Source organism: Microbacterium sp. ZKA21 (assembly GCF_050434165.1).
In the GTDB taxonomy this organism is placed as follows: domain Bacteria; phylum Actinomycetota; class Actinomycetes; order Actinomycetales; family Microbacteriaceae; genus Microbacterium.
In genome coordinates, this window is the sequence record NZ_JBNPVV010000005.1 from 79,420 (window position 1) to 95,622 (window position 16,203).

Consider the following 16,203-nt stretch of genomic DNA (forward strand, 5'->3'; position numbering starts at 1 on the left):
CTTCTCCGTCGTGGCAGCATCTGCGAGCCTACCGTCGCCGGAGTCGGGGGCGTTCGCTCGGGACTGCGTGTCCGTCGCCCCCGTTAGCCTGGACTCATGAGCTCATCCGCGTCCCTGATGTCGGGGCAGACTCCGCTTGCGGTGCGGATGCGTCCCGTCTCACTCGACGAGGTCGCCGGGCAGAAGCACCTGCTGCGCGCCGGATCGCCGATCCTGGCGCTGGCCGACCCCGATGCGACGTCTCCGGGTGCCGTGTCGATCATCCTGTGGGGTCCGCCGGGAACAGGCAAGACCACTCTCGCGCAGGCGATCGCCCGATCCTCCGGTCGTCGGTTCGTCGAACTGTCCGCCATCACCGCGGGGGTGAAGGACGTACGGGAGGTCATGCAGGAAGCCGTCACGCAGCGCGACCTGTACGGTCAGACGACGATCCTGTTCCTCGACGAGATCCACCGATTCACGAAGGCCCAGCAGGACGCGCTGCTGCCGGGCGTCGAGAACGGCTGGGTCATCCTGATCGCCGCCACGACCGAGAACCCGTCGTTCTCGGTCATCTCCCCGTTGCTGTCCCGATCGCTGCTGCTCACGCTGCAGACGCTCACGGACGACGAGGTCGGTGAGCTCGTCGACCGCGCGGTCGTGGATGCGCGCGGCCTCCGTGGCGCCGTGGTTCTGAGTGACGCTGCCCGTGCCGCGTTGATCCGGCTCGCCTCGGGCGACGCCAGGCGCGCACTCACCGGTCTCGAAGCCGCGGCTGCGGTCGCGGCATCCGGGGCGAAGGACGAGACCCCGACCATCACGGATGAAGACGTCGCCCAGGCCGTCGACCGAGCGCTCCTGCGCTACGACCGCCAGGGCGACGAGCACTACGAGGTCATCAGCGCGTTCATCAAGTCGATCCGCGGGTCCGATCCCGACGCCGCGCTGCACTACCTCGCACGCATGATCGAGGCGGGGGAGGACCCGCGCTTCATCGCCAGACGCCTGGTGATCTCGGCGGCCGAGGACATCGGACTTGCCGATCCTCAAGGGCTCGTCATCGCGACGGCAGCCGCGGACGCCGTGGCTTTCATCGGGATGCCGGAGGGGCGGATTCCGCTCGCCGAGGCGACGGTGTACCTGGCGACGACCGCGAAGTCGAATGCCGCGTATCTCGGCATCGACGCCGCGATCGCCGACGTCCGGGCCGGCGGATTCGGCCGAGTGCCCGTGCACCTGCGGGACGCGCATTACCCCGGTGCGAAGCGACTCGGCCACGGGAAGGGCTACCGGTACCCGCACGACAGCGAACACGGCGTCCTGCCTCAGCAGTATCTGCCGGATGAGCTCGACGGCCGGCGCTACTACAACCCCAAGACCCTCGGCGCCGAGCGGGATGTCGCTGCGCGACTGGAGCGGATCCGCCGCATCCTCGGTGATCGCTGAGAGGTTCCAGCCGATCTGTTAGACTTGATCGGCTCGAAACCGTGTTTTCGGGCATCCCCGTGTTCATCCCCACCTTCTCCGCGCCCCGGCGTGCGCGCGAAGGCAGAACGCAGGAGATACGCCCGTGAGACGCGAAAGACGCGTCCACGTCATCGGAAGGAAGAACTTCGTGGTCACGAAGTCCCAGGACCGCCGCAAGGTCCGTCTGTCCCGCGCCCTCGGCGTGGCACTCACCCCGAAGGCCGCCCGCTACCTCGAGAAGCGTCCGTACGCTCCGGGTGAGCACGGCCGCACCAAGCGCAAGGCCGACAGCGACTACGCCGTCCGTCTGCGTGAGAAGCAGCGTCTGCGCGAGCAGTACGGCATCCGCGAGAAGCAGATGCGCAACACCTTCAACGAGGCACGTCGTCGCGACGGCCTGACCGGTGAGAACCTGGTCGAGCTGCTCGAGATGCGTCTGGACGCCCTCGTGCTGCGTGCCGGCTTCGCCCGCACCACCGCGCAGGCTCGCCAGCTCGTCGTGCACCGTCACATCCTCGTCGACGGTCAGCTCGTCGACCGCCCGTCCTTCCGCGTGAAGCCGGGCCAGCTCATCCACGTCAAGGCCAAGAGCGAGGGCACCGAGCCCTTCCAGGTGGCGGCAGCCGGCGGTCACGCCGAGGTGCTTCCCCCGGTTCCGGGCTACCTCGAGGTCGAGCTCGACAAGCTGCAGGCACGCCTGGTCCGTCGTCCGAAGCGCGTCGAGGTCCCCGTGACCTGTGAAGTGCAGCTCGTCGTCGAGTACTACGCGGCTCGCTGATCCGCTTCATCGCGTAACAGCACCAGAGAGGCGTCGGGGATACCCGACGCCTCTCGTCGTTTCCGCATACGATGGAACCACCGCGCCTGGGCGGACTGAGGGCAAGGACATCGTCATGAAGAAGCTGCTGTGGTTCCTGATCGGAGTGATCGGCGGATTCGTCGCTGCGCACTTCATGAACAAGGACCCTCGCGGTCACGACATGCTCGCCGAGGTGGATGCCCGTATCAACGGGTTCACCGCCGTCCTCGGCGAGGCGTACCGGGCGCAGGAAGCCCGTCTCACCCAGCCAGACGAGAACTGATCTCCGATCGGCCCCGCGACTGCGACGCCGATTCCCATCCACACGAGGACAGCCGTACCCCTATGAACACTGCGGACATCGCGCAGCGCTATCTCGCCTTCTTCGAGAAGAACGACCACACCATCGTCCCGTCCGCGTCACTCGTCTCCGATGACCCGACGCTGCTGTTCACGGTCGCAGGGATGGTCCCCTTCATTCCGTACCTCACCGGCGTCGTCCCCGCGCCGCACCCGCGGATCGCCGACGTGCAGAAGTGCATCCGCACCAACGACATCGAAGAGGTCGGACGCACCGCACGACACGGCACGTTCTTCCAGATGATGGGCAACTGGTCGTTCGGCGACTACTTCAAGGAAGGCGCGATCCGCTACGCATGGGAGCTGCTGACCAGCTCCGAATCAGATGGCGGTCTCGGGTTCGACGAGAAGGACCTGTGGGTCACGGTCTACGAGACCGATGACGAGGCGGAGGCGATCTGGCGCGACACCATCGGCTTGAAGCCCGAACGCATCCAGCGCCTCGGGGCGGCCGACAACTACTGGCACACGGGCCAGCCCGGTCCTGGTGGCCCGGATTCCGAGATCTTCTTCGACCGCGGTCCCCGATACGGGAAGGACGGCGGTCCCGCCGTCGACGACTCCCGGTTCCTGGAGATCTGGAACCTCGTGTTCATGCAGGACCTGCTCAGCGGTGTGCGCTCGAAGGTCGATTTCGACATCGCCGGCGCGTTGCCGCAGCGGAACATCGACACCGGTATGGGCCTCGAGCGCGTCGCCTTCCTCAAGCAGGGCGTCGAGAACATGTACGAGACCGACCAGGTGCGTCCCGTTCTCGACCGTGCCGTCGAGCTCTCCGGCCGGCCGTACGGCGCCGTCCATGAGGACGACGTCCGCTTCCGGGTCATCGCGGACCACGTGCGCTCCTCTCTGATGCTGCTCTCCGACGGCGTGCGTCCGTCGAACGAGGGCCGCGGCTACATCCTGCGTCGCCTGATGCGCAGGACCGTCCGTTCGATGCGCCTGCTCGGTGTGGATGCGCCCACCTTCCCGGAGCTCTTCGCAGCGTCGCGCGATGCCATGAAGAGTTCCTACCCCGTGCTCGAGACCGAATGGGACCGCCTCTCCGCCACGGCCATCGCGGAGGAGGAGACGTTCCTGCGCACGCTGGCAGCCGGGTCGACGATCCTCGACCTCGCTCTGGGCGAGACGAAGAAGAGCGGCCGCCAGACCCTCGCCGGCTCCGAGGCCTTCCTGCTGCACGACACCTACGGGTTCCCGATCGACCTCACGCTCGAGGTCGCCGAGGAAGCCGGCTTGAACGTCGACCGCAACGCCTTCGACGAGCTCATGCGCGAGCAGCGCACGCGCGCCAAGGCCGATGCCAAGAGCCGCAAGCGCCAGCTCGCCGACGTCTCGGTCTACCGAGAGCTGCGCGGCCTGGGCGAGACCGGATTCGACGGGTACAGCGAGCTCGAGACAGAGTCGACCGTGCTCGGCATCCTCGTCGACGGCGCGCCGGTGACCAGCGCGACCGAGGGCCAGGTCGCCGAGGTGATCCTCGCCGAGACGACGCTCTACGCCGAGTCCGGCGGCCAGGTCGCCGACAAGGGCACCATCACCGGTCCCGGTTTCTCGCTCGAAGTCCTCGACGTGCAGAAGCCGGTTCCCGGCCTCATCAGCCACACCGTCGAGGTCACGACCGGAACGGTCGCCGTCGACGATCGCGCCACCACGGTCGTGGATGCGGCGAACCGTCGGGCCGCGCGCCAGGCGCATTCCGCGACGCACCTCGTCCACGCCGCGCTCCGCGACACGCTCGGCCAGAACGCCACACAGGCCGGTTCGCTCAACCGCGCCGGCTACCTGCGCTTCGACTTCTCATGGAACCAGGCGCTCTCGGCCGAGACTCGCACCGAGATCGAGGAGATCACGAACCGCGCCGTCCACGATTCCCTCGAGGTCACGACACGCGTGCTGACGCTCGACGAGGCGAAGGAAGCCGGCGCCATGGCGCTGTTCGGCGAGAAGTACGGCGATGTCGTCCGCATGGTCGACATCGGCGGACCGTGGTCTCGTGAACTGTGCGCAGGGACGCATGTCTCGACGAGCGCCGAGATCGGCCTCGTCAGCATCACCGGAGAATCGTCGGTCGGTGCGTCCAACCGTCGCATCGAGGCTCTCGTCGGGCAGGACGCCTTCCGCGAGCTCGCCGCCGAGCGCACCCTCGTCTCGCAGCTGACCGCCACTCTGAAGACGCCCCGCGACCAGCTCGCCGAGCGCATCGCCGAGATCGCCGCGAACCTGAAGACGGCCGAGAAGCGCATCGCGCAGTTCGAAGCCAAGGAGCGCGAGGGCCGTGTGCCCGCGATCGCCGAGGCCGCCGAGCGCGTCGGCGCGTACCGGGTCGCCGCCCAGTCGCTGGGAGAGGTCGGTTCGGCCGACGACATCCGCGGCGTAGCGCTGAGCGTCCGCGACCGCCTGGGTGCGGACGCCGCGGTCGTCGCCCTCGGCGGCATCGTGTCCGGCCGGCCGATCGTCGTGGTCGCCACGAACGACGCGGCTCGGTCCGCAGGGGCCAAGGCCGGAGCGCTCGCGAAGATCGCGGCGGGCGCGCTCGGCGGCGGTGGCGGCGGGCGCGACGACGTCGCCCAGGGCGGCGGCGCGGACGCGACGGCTCTTCCGGCTGCCCTCGACGGCATCGTCACGGAGCTGCGCGGCGCGTGAGCGGCTTCCGCCGCGGCATCCGCCTCGGGATCGACGTCGGGAAGGCGCGCGTCGGGGTCGCCAGGTGCGATCCCGACGGGATGCTGGCGGTGCCCGTCGAGACGGTGCAGCGCGACGACGCCTCGATCGAGCGGCTCGCGGAGCTTGCGGGGGAGTACGAGCCACTGGAGTTCGTCGTCGGACTGCCCGTCAACATGCAGGGCGCCGACACGGCGTCGACGACGGATGCCCGCGAGTTCGCGACCGCTCTCGCACGGCGAACCGGCCTGCCGGTGCGGCTCATCGACGAGCGACTGAGCACCGTCTCCGCGCATCAGGCGCTGCGCGCTTCGGGCAGATCCCAGAAGAAGTCTCGTAGCATTGTGGATCAGGTTGCGGCAGTGGTCCTGCTGCAGCAGGCGATCGACATGGAGAAGAGCTCCGGAACCCCCGCAGGAGCATCCGTCGATCTCGATGAGGAGACCCACTGACATGCCACAGGGAGACCTGTTCGACAACCTCCCGGATCCATCGACCGAGCACCCGACGCTCGACCAGGCGCCACCGCCGCCCGGATCCCGCAGAGCAGCTCGCGAGGCCGCTCAGCGCGCCGGTGACACGGGCGCTGTCGACACGGGCGCCGTCGAGCAGTCGGACTCCGCCCCCGCTGAGGCACCGCAGACGACAGCAGCACCGCTGACGCCGTCTGCACCGGCATCCGCACCGGTCGCGGGCGGCACTCTCGAGGACCTGTTCGCTCCGAGTATCGACGACCACCACGCCGAGCCCAAGCGCAAGCGCCGCACCGGTTGCCTGGTGGCGCTCATCATCGTTCTCGTGCTGCTCGGCGGCGCCGCCGCCGGCGGCCTGTGGGTCTGGAACACGTATGGCGACAGGATCAGCGACGCGATGGGCTGGGGTGAGCCCAAGGACTACGAAGAGGGTCAGGCCGGCGATGAAGTCCTCATCACGATCGAAGAGGGCTTCACCGGACAGCCGATCTCGCAGGCGCTGTACGCGGGCGGCGTCACCAAGACCGAGGATGTCTTCTACGACATGCTCATCGACGAGGGACTCAACCCGAACTTTCAGCCCGGGGTCTACAAGCTCCAGGAGCGCATGACCGCGGCCGCAGCCCTGGAGGCCATCGAGAATCCGGTGAACCGCATGGAGAACTCCGTCGGGTTCGCCGAGGGTGCCACGCTCAAGGTGATCGTGCCGACGATCGCCGAAACTCTGCAGCTCCCGCTGGAAGAGGTGCAAGCAGCAGTGGCGGATCCCACGGCGTACGGCGTCGCCGCGGAGACGCTCGAGGGCTGGCTGTTCCCCGCCGTGTACACCTTCGACCCGGGGGCCACCGCCACCGACGTGGTCCAGACGATGGTCGACCGCACGCGTGAATCCCTGGCCGCGGCCGGTGTTCCGGATGCCGAGGCGCAGCGCATCCTCACAGTCGCGTCGATCATCCAGCGCGAGGGACGCACGGCCGATTTCGCCAAGGTCTCGCGCGTGATCGAGAACCGTCTGGACGAGGGCAATCAAGAGACTCATGGGCTGCTGCAGATGGACTCGACCGCGCAGTACGGGTACGGGCTGACGCACGACGGCCCGGTATCGGAGTGGCCGTGGAAGGACGTCGTCGGCGATCAGAACCCCTGGAACACCTACCAGCATGCCGGGCTTCCGGCAGGTCCGATCTCGGCTCCGAGCGCCGCTGCCGTCGACGCTGCGATGCACCCTGCTGACGGTCCGTGGTTCTACTTCGTCACGGTCAATCTGGACACCGGCGAGACGGTGTTCTCCGCGACCTACGAAGAGCAGCAGCAGGCCGAGGCGCAGTACCGGCAGTGGTGCGAGGAGAACCCCGACGGCGGCTGCTATTGACGCGGTGACCGGCAGGTCGCGGCTCGCCGTCTGGGGCGACCCGATCGCCCACTCGAAGTCGCCGGGGCTGCACGCGGCGGCGTACGCCGTGCTCGGATTGGATTGGGAGTACGGCCGCCGCCGGGTGACCGAGACGGAGTTCGCGCACACCCTCCGCTCGCTCGACGGCTCCTGGCGCGGTCTGTCCCTCACGATGCCCCTCAAGGACGAAGCGTTCCGCATAGCGGACTCGCACGACCGGCATGCCGAACTCACCGGCGTGGTCAACACGCTGCGGCTCGGCGCCACGATCCAGGGATTCAACACCGACGTCGGCGGCATCGTCGACGCCCTCGCCGAGAACGGCATCGCCGCGCTCGAGCGCGTGCGCCTTCTCGGCGCCGGCGCGACCGCGTCCTCCGCGCTGGTCGCGATCGCCGATCTCGGAGCGACGCGTGTGGACGTGCGCGCGCGGCGGCCGGAGCGCGCGGCGGACGTCGTCGCGCTCGGCGCGCGCCTCGGCGTGGACGTGCGGGTCTCGGAGTTCACGGCCGCTGCCGGCGACGTCGACCTGACGATCGCGTCCCTCCCCGGCGGCACTGTGCTCGCCCCCGATGTCGTCGACCCGCTCGCGCGCACCGGGGGAGTCCTGTTCGACGTCGCGTACTCGCCGTGGCCGTCGGCTCTGGCCTCGTCATGGTCGGAAGAGTCGGCGATCTCGGGCCTCGGGATGCTGCTGCATCAGGCGATCCGTCAGATCCGCATCTTCCTGCACGGCGACCCGGCGATCGCGTTGCCGGATGAGGATGCCGTTCTCGCCGCTATGCGCGCGGCGCTGACGTCGTAGGACGACACGCGGCGCATCGGGGCCTGGAACACGTGGGAGACTGGAGCAATGCTCCGCGTGCTCACGGCCGGCGAATCGCACGGCCCCGAACTCATCGCCGTCATGGAGGGACTGCCCTCCGGCGTCCCCATCTCACCCGACCAGATCCAGGCGGATCTCGCGCGGCGCAAGCTCGGCTACGGCCGCGGCTCGCGGATGAAGTTCGAACAGGACGAGCTGACGCTGTCCTCCGGCATCCGGCACGGCAAGACCCTCGGGAGTCCGATCGCGCTGCGCATCGGCAACACGGAGTGGCCGAAGTGGACCGAGGTGATGAGCCCGGAGCCGGTGGAGCTCACCGAGAAGTCCCGCGGCCGCGGGGCGCCGCTCACGCGCCCCCGACCAGGTCACGCCGACCTGGTCGGCATGCAGAAGTACGACTTCGATGAGGCACGGCCGATCCTCGAACGCGCCAGTGCCCGCGAGACCGCAGCCCGTGTCGCCCTCGGGGCGGTCGCCCGCGCGTTCCTCGGCGAACTGGGCATCCGGCTCGTCAGCCACACCCTGTCCATCGGACCGGTCCAGGTGCCGGCCGACGCACCTCTGCCCGTCCCGGACGACGTCGACGCGCTGGACGCCGATCCGCTGCGCTGCTTCCACCCGGAGACATCGGTGCGGATGATCGCAGAGGTCGACGACGCCAAGAAAGACGGCGACACCCTCGGCGGCATCGTAGAGGTGCTCGCGTACGGGCTGCCACCGGGGCTCGGATCCCACGTGCAGTGGGACCGCCGCCTCGACGCGCGCCTCGCCCAGGCGCTCATGAGCATCCAGGCGATCAAGGGCGTCGAGATCGGCGACGGCTTCGAGACGACGCGCCGTCGTGGCTCAGCCGCGCACGATGAGCTGTTCACCGCGGATGCCGGGATCACCCGCGCCTCCGACAAGGCGGGCGGCACCGAGGGCGGCATGTCCACCGGGACCGTGCTGCGGGTCCGTGCGGGCATGAAGCCGATCGCGACGGTGCCGCACGCGCTGCGCACGATCGACATCGCCACCGGCGCGGAGGCGACCGCGCACCACCAGCGGTCCGACGTGTGCGCTGTCCCGGCCGCGGGCGTCGTCGCCGAGGCCATGGTCGCGATCGAACTCGCCGGCGCGGTGCTGGAGAAGTTCGGCGGCGACAGCGTCGGCGAGACCCGCCGGAACCTGCAGGGCTATCTGGACGCGATCCCCGTGGAGCTGCGCACAGCAGCGGCGTCGGAGGCAGGACTCGCCGTCGGCGATGTCTGACGACCGGCCGCTGACCGTCGTGCTCGTCGGGCCGATGGGCGCGGGCAAGACCAGCGTGGGACGTCGTGTCGCGAAGCACCTCGGCGTGCCGTTCATCGACACCGACAGACGTGTGGTCGCCCGGTACGGACCGATCCCGGACATCTTCGCCGCGCACGGCGAAGCGCACTTCCGCGAGCTCGAGCGCGCAGCCGTCGCGGATGCCGTCCGCGAGGGGGGAGTCGTCTCGCTCGGCGGCGGTGCCGTCACCGATTCCGGTACGAGAACGCTGCTGCGGGATGAGCCGGTCGTCTTCCTCTCCGTGAGCCGGGAGGCCGTCGCCGAGCGCATCCGCGGCGCAGGGCGCCCGCTGCTAGTGGGCGATGAGGATCCGCTGGACCGGTGGGAGCGCATCATGCACGCCCGGCAGGAATTGTACGAACAGGTGTCGACGATCGAGTTCGACACCTCGCGCCGACCGATGGCGCGCATCGCTCGGGAGATCGCCGACTGGCGGAGAGGACTGTCATGAGCATCACGACCATCAGCGTCACGGGGCAGAACGCGTACGACATCACGGTCGGCCGCTGCATCCTGGACCAGGTCTCACGAGCGCTGGATCCGGCGGTGCGCAAGATCCTCGTCGTGCACCCGCCGACGCTGGCGGTGCGCGCAGCTGAACTGCGCGACCGCCTGCTCGCCGACACGGAGGACGGCCCTCGGGAGGTGCTGCTCGCCGAGATCCCGGATGCCGAGCAGGGAAAGCGCATCGAGGTCGCGGCATTCTGCTGGCAGATCATGGGCCAGGCCGACTTCACCCGCACCGACGCCGTCGTCGGGTACGGCGGGGGAGCGGTGACCGATCTGGCCGGCTTCGTCGCGGCGACCTGGCTGCGCGGCATCCAGGTGGTGCAGGTGCCCACGACCGTGCTCGGTCTCGTGGATGCGTCCGTCGGCGGCAAGACCGGCGTCAACACCGCCGAGGGCAAGAACCTCGTCGGAGCGTTCTGGGCGCCCAGGGCCGTGATCGGTGACCTGGACGAGCTCGCGAGCCTCAGCGCGCACGAGGCCACCGCCGGCTACGCAGAAGTCGTCAAGGCCGGGTTCATCTGGGCTCCGGAGATCCTGGAGATCGTCGAAGCCGACCCGCAGCGCGCAGTCGACACGACGACGGACGAGTTCCGCCGCACCATCGAGCTCGCGATCGACATGAAGGTGAAGGTCGTCTCCGAGGACTTCCGCGAGGCCGGTCAGCGCGAGATCCTCAACTACGGACACACGCTCGGACACGCGATCGAGCACGCCGAGCGGTACCGCTGGCGTCACGGCGCCGCGATCTCGGTCGGGATGCTGTTCGCCGCCGAGCTCTCTCGCCTCGCCGGGCGGCTTCCGGATGCCGCGGCCGAGCGTCACCGAGCCATCCTGGAATCCCTCGGACTGCCGACGAACTACCGCGCGGGCGCGTGGCCGCAGCTGCTCGCGACCATGCAGCGCGATAAGAAGTCCCGCGGCGGGATGCTGCGGTTCATCGTCCTCGACGACATCGCCAAGCCCACGGTGCTCCAGGCGCCGGACGAGTCCCTGCTCTTCGCCGCCTACCAGGAGGTCGGAGAATGACGTTCGCGATCCGTCGCGTGCAGGCGCACGAATGGCGCGCCGTGCGCGACCTGCGCCTGCAGGCTCTGGCGGACGCCGCGGCACCCATCGCGTTCCTCGACACGCTGGAGGCGGCATCGGTCCGCCCCGACGAGTTCTGGCAGGACCGGACGTCGCGGGCCGCGGACACCGACGAGAGCGCGCAGTTCGTCGCCGTCGACGGCGACGAGTGGGTGGGCTCCGTCTCCGTGATCCGGCGTGCCGCGGGCGCGACGGACCACCACGGCAACCGCCTCGCTCAGCCGCGCGCCGATGTCGTCGGCGTGTACGTGACGTCCGCCTGCCGCGGACAGGGAACCATCGACGCCCTGCTCGCGGCGGCCGCCGACTGGGCCAGCCGACTCGGCGACACCGCTCTGTGGCTGGACGTGCACGCCGACAACGAGCGGGCCAAGGGCGCGTACGCGCGATGCGGCTTCGCGCCGACCGGCCACCGCTTCACCGGCCCCATCGGCGCCGAGATCGAGATGGTCCGCCCCCTCGCCGACAGCGATAGGGTGCCCGCATGACCGCTCGCCGCCTGCTGCTCGTCAACGGACCGAATCTCAACCTGCTCGGCATACGCGAACCCGGCGTGTACGGCACGGCCACACTCGCGGACGTGGAGCGCATCACGGCGGAGACCGCGGCATCCGCGGGGTTCGGGATCCGGGCGATCCAGAGCAATCACGAGGGCGTCCTGATCGACGCGATCCACGCCGCGCGCGCGGACTGCGCCGGCATCGTGATCAACCCCGGCGGGCTCACGCACACCTCGGTGTCGTTGCGCGATGCCCTGACCGGTGTCGGGCTGCCGTTCGCCGAGGTGCACATCTCCGATGTGCACGCGCGGGAGTCGTTCCGTCACTTCTCCTACCTCGAGGACGTGGCCGAGGTGCGTGTGATCGGTGAGGGCGTCGACGGGTACGCGACCGCCGTGCGGCGGCTGACCGCCCTCATCCCGTAGAATCGACTGTCGGCCGCGTCCGCGCGGCCCCGCACACCTCGAAACGAAACGGAACCCGCTCCTCATGGCATCCACCGCAGACATCAAGAACGGCGTCGTCATCAACATCGATGGCCAGCTCTGGAGCGTGGTGGAGTTCCAGCACGTCAAGCCGGGCAAGGGCGGCGCCTTCGTGCGCACCAAGCTGAAGAACGTCATGACCGGCAAGGTCGTGGACAAGACGTACAACGCCGGCACGAAGATCGAGCTCGAGAACGTCGATCGCCGCGACTTCACCTACCTGTACACCGACGGCGACGGCTTCGTCTTCATGGACGTCGCCGACTACGACCAGATCACGGTCGGTGCGGCGACCGTCGGCGATGCGAAGAACTTCCTCCTGGAGAACCAGCAGGTCACGATCGCGACCAACAACGGCAACCCGCTGTACATCGACCTCCCGGCATCCGTCACCCTCGAGGTGACCTACACCGAGCCCGGCCTGCAGGGCGACCGCTCGTCCGCAGGCACGAAGCCCGCCACTGTCGAGACCGGCTACGAGATGCAGGTTCCGCTGTTCGTCGAGACCGGCACCAAGATCAAGGTCGACACCCGCACGGGTGAGTACCTGGGCCGCGAGAAGTAAGGCGTGGGCGCACGCACGAAGGCGCGCAAGCGCGCTCTCGACATCCTGTTCTCCTCCGATGTCCGCGGCGACGCGATCGGCGTCACGCTGGCCGCCGAGGCCAAGCGCGCAGCCAGCGAACCGGCCCGAGAGGCCAGCTGGCTGTACGCCCGTGAAATCGCGGACGGGATCGTCGACCACCAGGACGAGATTGACGAGCACATCACGACCCACAGTCGGGACTGGAAGCTCGAGCGGATGCCCGCAGTCGATCGCGCCCTGCTGCGCATCGCGGTGTGGGAGATCCTCTACAACGACGAGATCCCGACGGCGGTCGCGATCGACGAGGCTGTGGAACTGGCCAAAGAGTTCTCCACGGATGACTCCGGCGCGTTCGTGCACGGCGTTCTCGCCCGTGTCGCGCGAGCGAGCTGACGAACGCGGAGTCCGCTGAGTCCCGGCGTGTGTCGGATGCCGGGGAGAAGATGACGGACATGACGGCGCCCTATGTCCTCGAGGAGGACATCCTCGCGCATACCGATCCGGGCAGCTTCGAGCGCGGATTCGCCTATGCACGCGACGGCAAGGTGCTGTACGCGATCTGGAACTCCGAACGCCGTCGTCTGAACGGCCAGGTCTCCGGTTCCGGCGGCCGGCCGTACAGCTGCGCGATCGAGTTCGCCGAGGACGGCTCGATCGCCGTGAGCCGTTGCGCATGCCCAGTGCGGCTGCAGTGCAAGCACGTGGTCGCGGTGCTCTTGGTGAGCAACGAGAAGCAGGAGCGGCCGGCCCCGGCACGGGCGTCGGCATCGCGGACGCAGGTCCCGGCGTGGCGGTCGCTGCTGGCGGATTCGACGCGGACAGCCGACCCGGTGCCACTGGCACTGGGGGTGGAGGTCCGCCAGCGAGCCGCGCGCGGCGCGCATCAGTGGGCACCGCGTCCGGTGACGGCGGCGCATCCGCGTGAGCTCGCCAGGGACGGCGGTGAGGTGCTTCTGGCGGTTCGGCCGCTCATGCGCAGCGAGTCCACGGGCAACTGGATCCAGGGCGATGCCGGCTGGGATGCGATCCGCCGGTCGTTCGGACGCTTCGCCCCGGAGCAGGTGCGCTGGTTCGGCGACCTGCTGAGCATCGCGCGCGAGTCGCTGATCTCCGGCACCGCCGGCGAGTGGATCCTTCTCGATCTCGTCCCTTCCCGCCTGCTGTGGGGTCATCTGAGCGGGGCGCGTGCGCTCGGCATCGAACTCGTTCCGACGCAGAAGCACACCGAGATCCGCTTCGCCGACCACGCCTCGGTGACCGCCGCGATCAGCGCGGCCGACGACGGACTGCTGCTGTCGCCGCAGGTCGAGATCGATTCCGCCCCGCACGCGCCGGACCGGGTCCGACCCCTCGGTCGCTCCGGCATCTACGCCTGGGATGTCGTCGGCACGCGCATCCGCGTGACCCTGGCACCGGTCGCGCTCGAGCCGATGGAGCATGCACTGCTCACCGGGCCCGGCACGATCGAGATCCCCGAGGCGGAGCGCGACGCGTTCCTCGCCGAGGCCTACCCGCAGCTGGTCCGCCAGACCGATGTGAGCGTCGCCCCCGGCATCGATCTTCCCGAGCCGAGCGCACCACTGGCCGTCGTCACGATCGCATACCGGGCCGGACACGTCATCGAGCACTCGCTGCACTGGGAGTATCCGGGCTTCGGGCGCTTCGGGGCGCAACCGACCGCCGACGCCGTGCGGGACTCCGTGCAGGAGGCGGAGATCCTCCGGGCGCTGCGGACGGTCTGGGAACAGGTGCTCCCCGAGACGTACGAGCCGGGCGGTGCCCTGCGCGATACTGATGCCGCCGAGTTCGTCTCGCGGATCGTCCCGCAGTGGGAAGCGATCGGCGTCGTGATCGAGACCAAGGGGACACCGCAGGCGTACCGTGAGCTCACCGGCGACCCGCTCATCACGGTGTCGACCGTGGAGACCACCTCCACGGACTGGTTCGATCTCGGCATCCTCGTCACGATCGACGGACGCACCATTCCGTTCCAGCCGTTGTTCACGGCACTGGCCATGCGCCGGACCAAGCTGCTCCTCGTGGACGGCAGCTACTTCTCGCTCGCGCACCCCGCACTGCAGCGCCTGCGTGATCTGCTCGACGAAGCGGCGGAGCTCGCGGAATGGGAGGCAGGGCCGAAGATCAGCCGCCACCAGGTCGCCCTGTGGGAGGAATTCGAGGACCTCGCCGATGAGGCGCAACCCGCCGTCAGCTGGCGTGAGACGGTCGCGGGGCTGCGCGGCGCGCAGGGTGTGCCTCCCACCGACGTCCCGTCACGGCTGCGTGCCGAGCTGCGGCCGTACCAGAAGGCCGGTTTCGACTGGCTCGCCTTCCTCTGGCGCCATCGGCTGGGTGGCATCCTCGCCGACGACATGGGCCTGGGCAAGACGCTGCAGCTGCTCACGCTGATCCTCCACGTCCGCGAAACCCGGGAACGGCGTCCGATCCTGGTGGTCGCGCCGACCTCGGTGCTCGGCACCTGGCAGGACGAAGCGGCGCGCTTCGCGCCGGACCTGCACGTGCGGATCATCGACGGCACGCGTGCGAAGAGCGGCCGCAAGGTTTCGGATGCCGCGGCCGGGGCCGACCTCATCGTCACGAGCTACACGGTCGCGCGGCTCGACCAGGACGAGTTCCAGAGCGTCGAATGGGCAGCCCTCATCCTCGACGAGGCGCAGTTCGTGAAGAACCCGGCGACGCTTCAGCATCGGGCCATCGCGGCGCTGCGCGCGGACGTGACCTTCGTCGTCACCGGCACGCCGATGGAGAACAGCCTCAGCGAGCTCTGGGCCCTCCTCCGGCTGGCAGCACCTGGGCTGTTCCCCTCGGCGCGCAAGTTCCGGCAGGAGTACATCCAGCCGATCGAGCAGGGCAAGGTGCCGGAGAACGAAGAGGGCGCGCCGTATCGCCAGAAACGATTGGAACGACTGCGCCGTCGCATCCGTCCCCTGATGCTGCGCCGGACCAAGGACCTCGTCGCCGCCGATCTGCCGCCCAAGCAGGAGCAGCTGCTGCACGTGGATCTCGCGCCGGCGCACCGCGCGCGCTACGACACGGTGCTCCAGCGCGAGCGGCAGAAGGTGCTCGGGCTGCTGCAGGATCTCGATCGCAACCGGTTCATCGTGTTCCGTTCGCTCACGATGCTGCGCATGCTGAGTCTCTCTCCCGCACTCATCGACGGCGAGGACGCACGGATCGGCTCCGCCAAGCTCGATGTGCTGATCGAACGCGTGCAGGAACTGCAGGCGGAGGGGCACCGGGCACTGGTGTTCAGCCAGTTCACCTCGTTCCTCGCCCTCGCCGCCGAGCGGCTCGATGCGGCGGGTGTGCCGCATGCCTATCTCGACGGCTCCACGCGCAATCGGCGTGCGGTGATCGACGGTTTCCGCTCCGGTGAACAGCCGGTGTTCCTGATCAGCCTGAAGGCCGGCGGGTTCGGGTTGACGCTCACGGAGGCCGACTACGTGTTCCTGCTCGATCCGTGGTGGAACCCGGCGGCCGAGGCGCAGGCCGTCGATCGCACGCATCGGATCGGCCAGACCGAGCAGGTGTTCGTCTATCGGATGATCGCATCAGGCACCATCGAGGAGAAGGTCCTGGCCCTTCAGCAGCGCAAGGCGCGGCTGTTCACCGCCGTCATGGACGACGAGCAGCTGTTCGCCCAGTCGCTGACCGCCGACGACATCCGGGGACTGTTCGAGCCCTGACGCCGCCGAAGCGATTGTTTCCCGCACATGACGGCGCGCTCACTGCGCGCGTGAACG

At 69.1% G+C, this 16,203-nt stretch carries 15 protein-coding genes; all 15 read left to right on the plus strand.

Annotated features, from left to right (window positions below):
- Positions 1-96 precede the first annotated feature (96 nt).
- Positions 97-1,425: a replication-associated recombination protein A gene (locus M2317_RS11680; RefSeq protein ID WP_429460342.1), complete on the plus strand. Its 1,329-nt coding sequence runs from the start codon at positions 97-99 to the stop codon at positions 1,423-1,425.
- 169 nt (positions 1,426-1,594) lie between these two features.
- Entirely contained in the window at positions 1,595-2,224 is a 630-nt protein-coding gene (gene rpsD / locus M2317_RS11685) for a 30S ribosomal protein S4 (RefSeq protein WP_429460344.1), read from the plus strand.
- Between the two features lie 115 nt (positions 2,225-2,339).
- Positions 2,340-2,528, plus strand: a complete 189-nt coding sequence (locus M2317_RS11690) for a hypothetical protein (RefSeq protein WP_429460346.1) — start codon at positions 2,340-2,342, stop codon at positions 2,526-2,528.
- Between the two features lie 62 nt (positions 2,529-2,590).
- Positions 2,591-5,251, plus strand: a complete 2,661-nt coding sequence (gene alaS, locus M2317_RS11695; protein WP_429460348.1) for an alanine--tRNA ligase — start codon at positions 2,591-2,593, stop codon at positions 5,249-5,251.
- Positions 5,248-5,721, plus strand: coding sequence for a Holliday junction resolvase RuvX (gene ruvX / locus M2317_RS11700; RefSeq protein WP_429460349.1), 474 nt, complete (start codon positions 5,248-5,250; stop codon positions 5,719-5,721). Before alaS ends, ruvX begins: the two co-directional genes overlap by 4 nt.
- 1 nt (position 5,722) lies before the next feature.
- Entirely contained in the window at positions 5,723-7,114 is a 1,392-nt protein-coding gene (gene mltG, locus M2317_RS11705; RefSeq protein ID WP_429460351.1) for an endolytic transglycosylase MltG, read from the plus strand.
- A 4-nt stretch (positions 7,115-7,118) separates the two neighbouring features.
- A complete protein-coding gene (locus tag M2317_RS11710; protein WP_429460353.1) occupies positions 7,119-7,940 on the plus strand; it encodes a shikimate dehydrogenase in 822 nt (273 codons plus the stop codon).
- Between the two features lie 48 nt (positions 7,941-7,988).
- Complete coding sequence (gene aroC, locus M2317_RS11715; protein WP_429460355.1) at positions 7,989-9,212, plus strand: chorismate synthase; 1,224 nt, start codon at positions 7,989-7,991, stop codon at positions 9,210-9,212.
- Positions 9,205-9,723 carry a shikimate kinase gene (locus M2317_RS11720; RefSeq protein WP_429460357.1) on the plus strand — a complete coding sequence of 173 codons (519 nt, stop codon included), beginning with the start codon at positions 9,205-9,207 and terminating at the stop codon, positions 9,721-9,723. The genes aroC and M2317_RS11720 overlap by 8 nt, the downstream gene beginning before the upstream one ends.
- On the plus strand, positions 9,720-10,808 hold the full coding sequence (gene aroB / locus M2317_RS11725) for a 3-dehydroquinate synthase (RefSeq protein WP_429460358.1): 1,089 nt from the start codon (positions 9,720-9,722) through the stop codon (positions 10,806-10,808). Before M2317_RS11720 ends, aroB begins: the two co-directional genes overlap by 4 nt.
- Positions 10,805-11,356, plus strand: coding sequence for a GNAT family N-acetyltransferase (locus M2317_RS11730; RefSeq protein ID WP_429460359.1), 552 nt, complete (start codon positions 10,805-10,807; stop codon positions 11,354-11,356). Before aroB ends, M2317_RS11730 begins: the two co-directional genes overlap by 4 nt.
- The gene (locus tag M2317_RS11735; protein ID WP_429460361.1) at positions 11,353-11,793 is read left to right on the plus strand and encodes a type II 3-dehydroquinate dehydratase; all 441 of its coding nucleotides are present in this window, start codon (positions 11,353-11,355) and stop codon (positions 11,791-11,793) included. Before M2317_RS11730 ends, M2317_RS11735 begins: the two co-directional genes overlap by 4 nt.
- A gap of 64 nt (positions 11,794-11,857) precedes the next feature.
- Positions 11,858-12,418 carry an elongation factor P gene (gene efp / locus M2317_RS11740; RefSeq protein ID WP_264157830.1) on the plus strand — a complete coding sequence of 187 codons (561 nt, stop codon included), beginning with the start codon at positions 11,858-11,860 and terminating at the stop codon, positions 12,416-12,418.
- A 3-nt stretch (positions 12,419-12,421) separates the two neighbouring features.
- Positions 12,422-12,832 (plus strand): transcription antitermination factor NusB, encoded by a 411-nt coding sequence (nusB, locus tag M2317_RS11745; RefSeq protein WP_429460363.1) that lies wholly within the window; start codon positions 12,422-12,424, stop codon positions 12,830-12,832.
- Between the two features lie 59 nt (positions 12,833-12,891).
- Complete coding sequence (locus tag M2317_RS11750) at positions 12,892-16,146, plus strand: SNF2-related protein (protein ID WP_429460365.1); 3,255 nt, start codon at positions 12,892-12,894, stop codon at positions 16,144-16,146.
- The last annotated feature ends 57 nt before the right edge of the window (positions 16,147-16,203 follow it).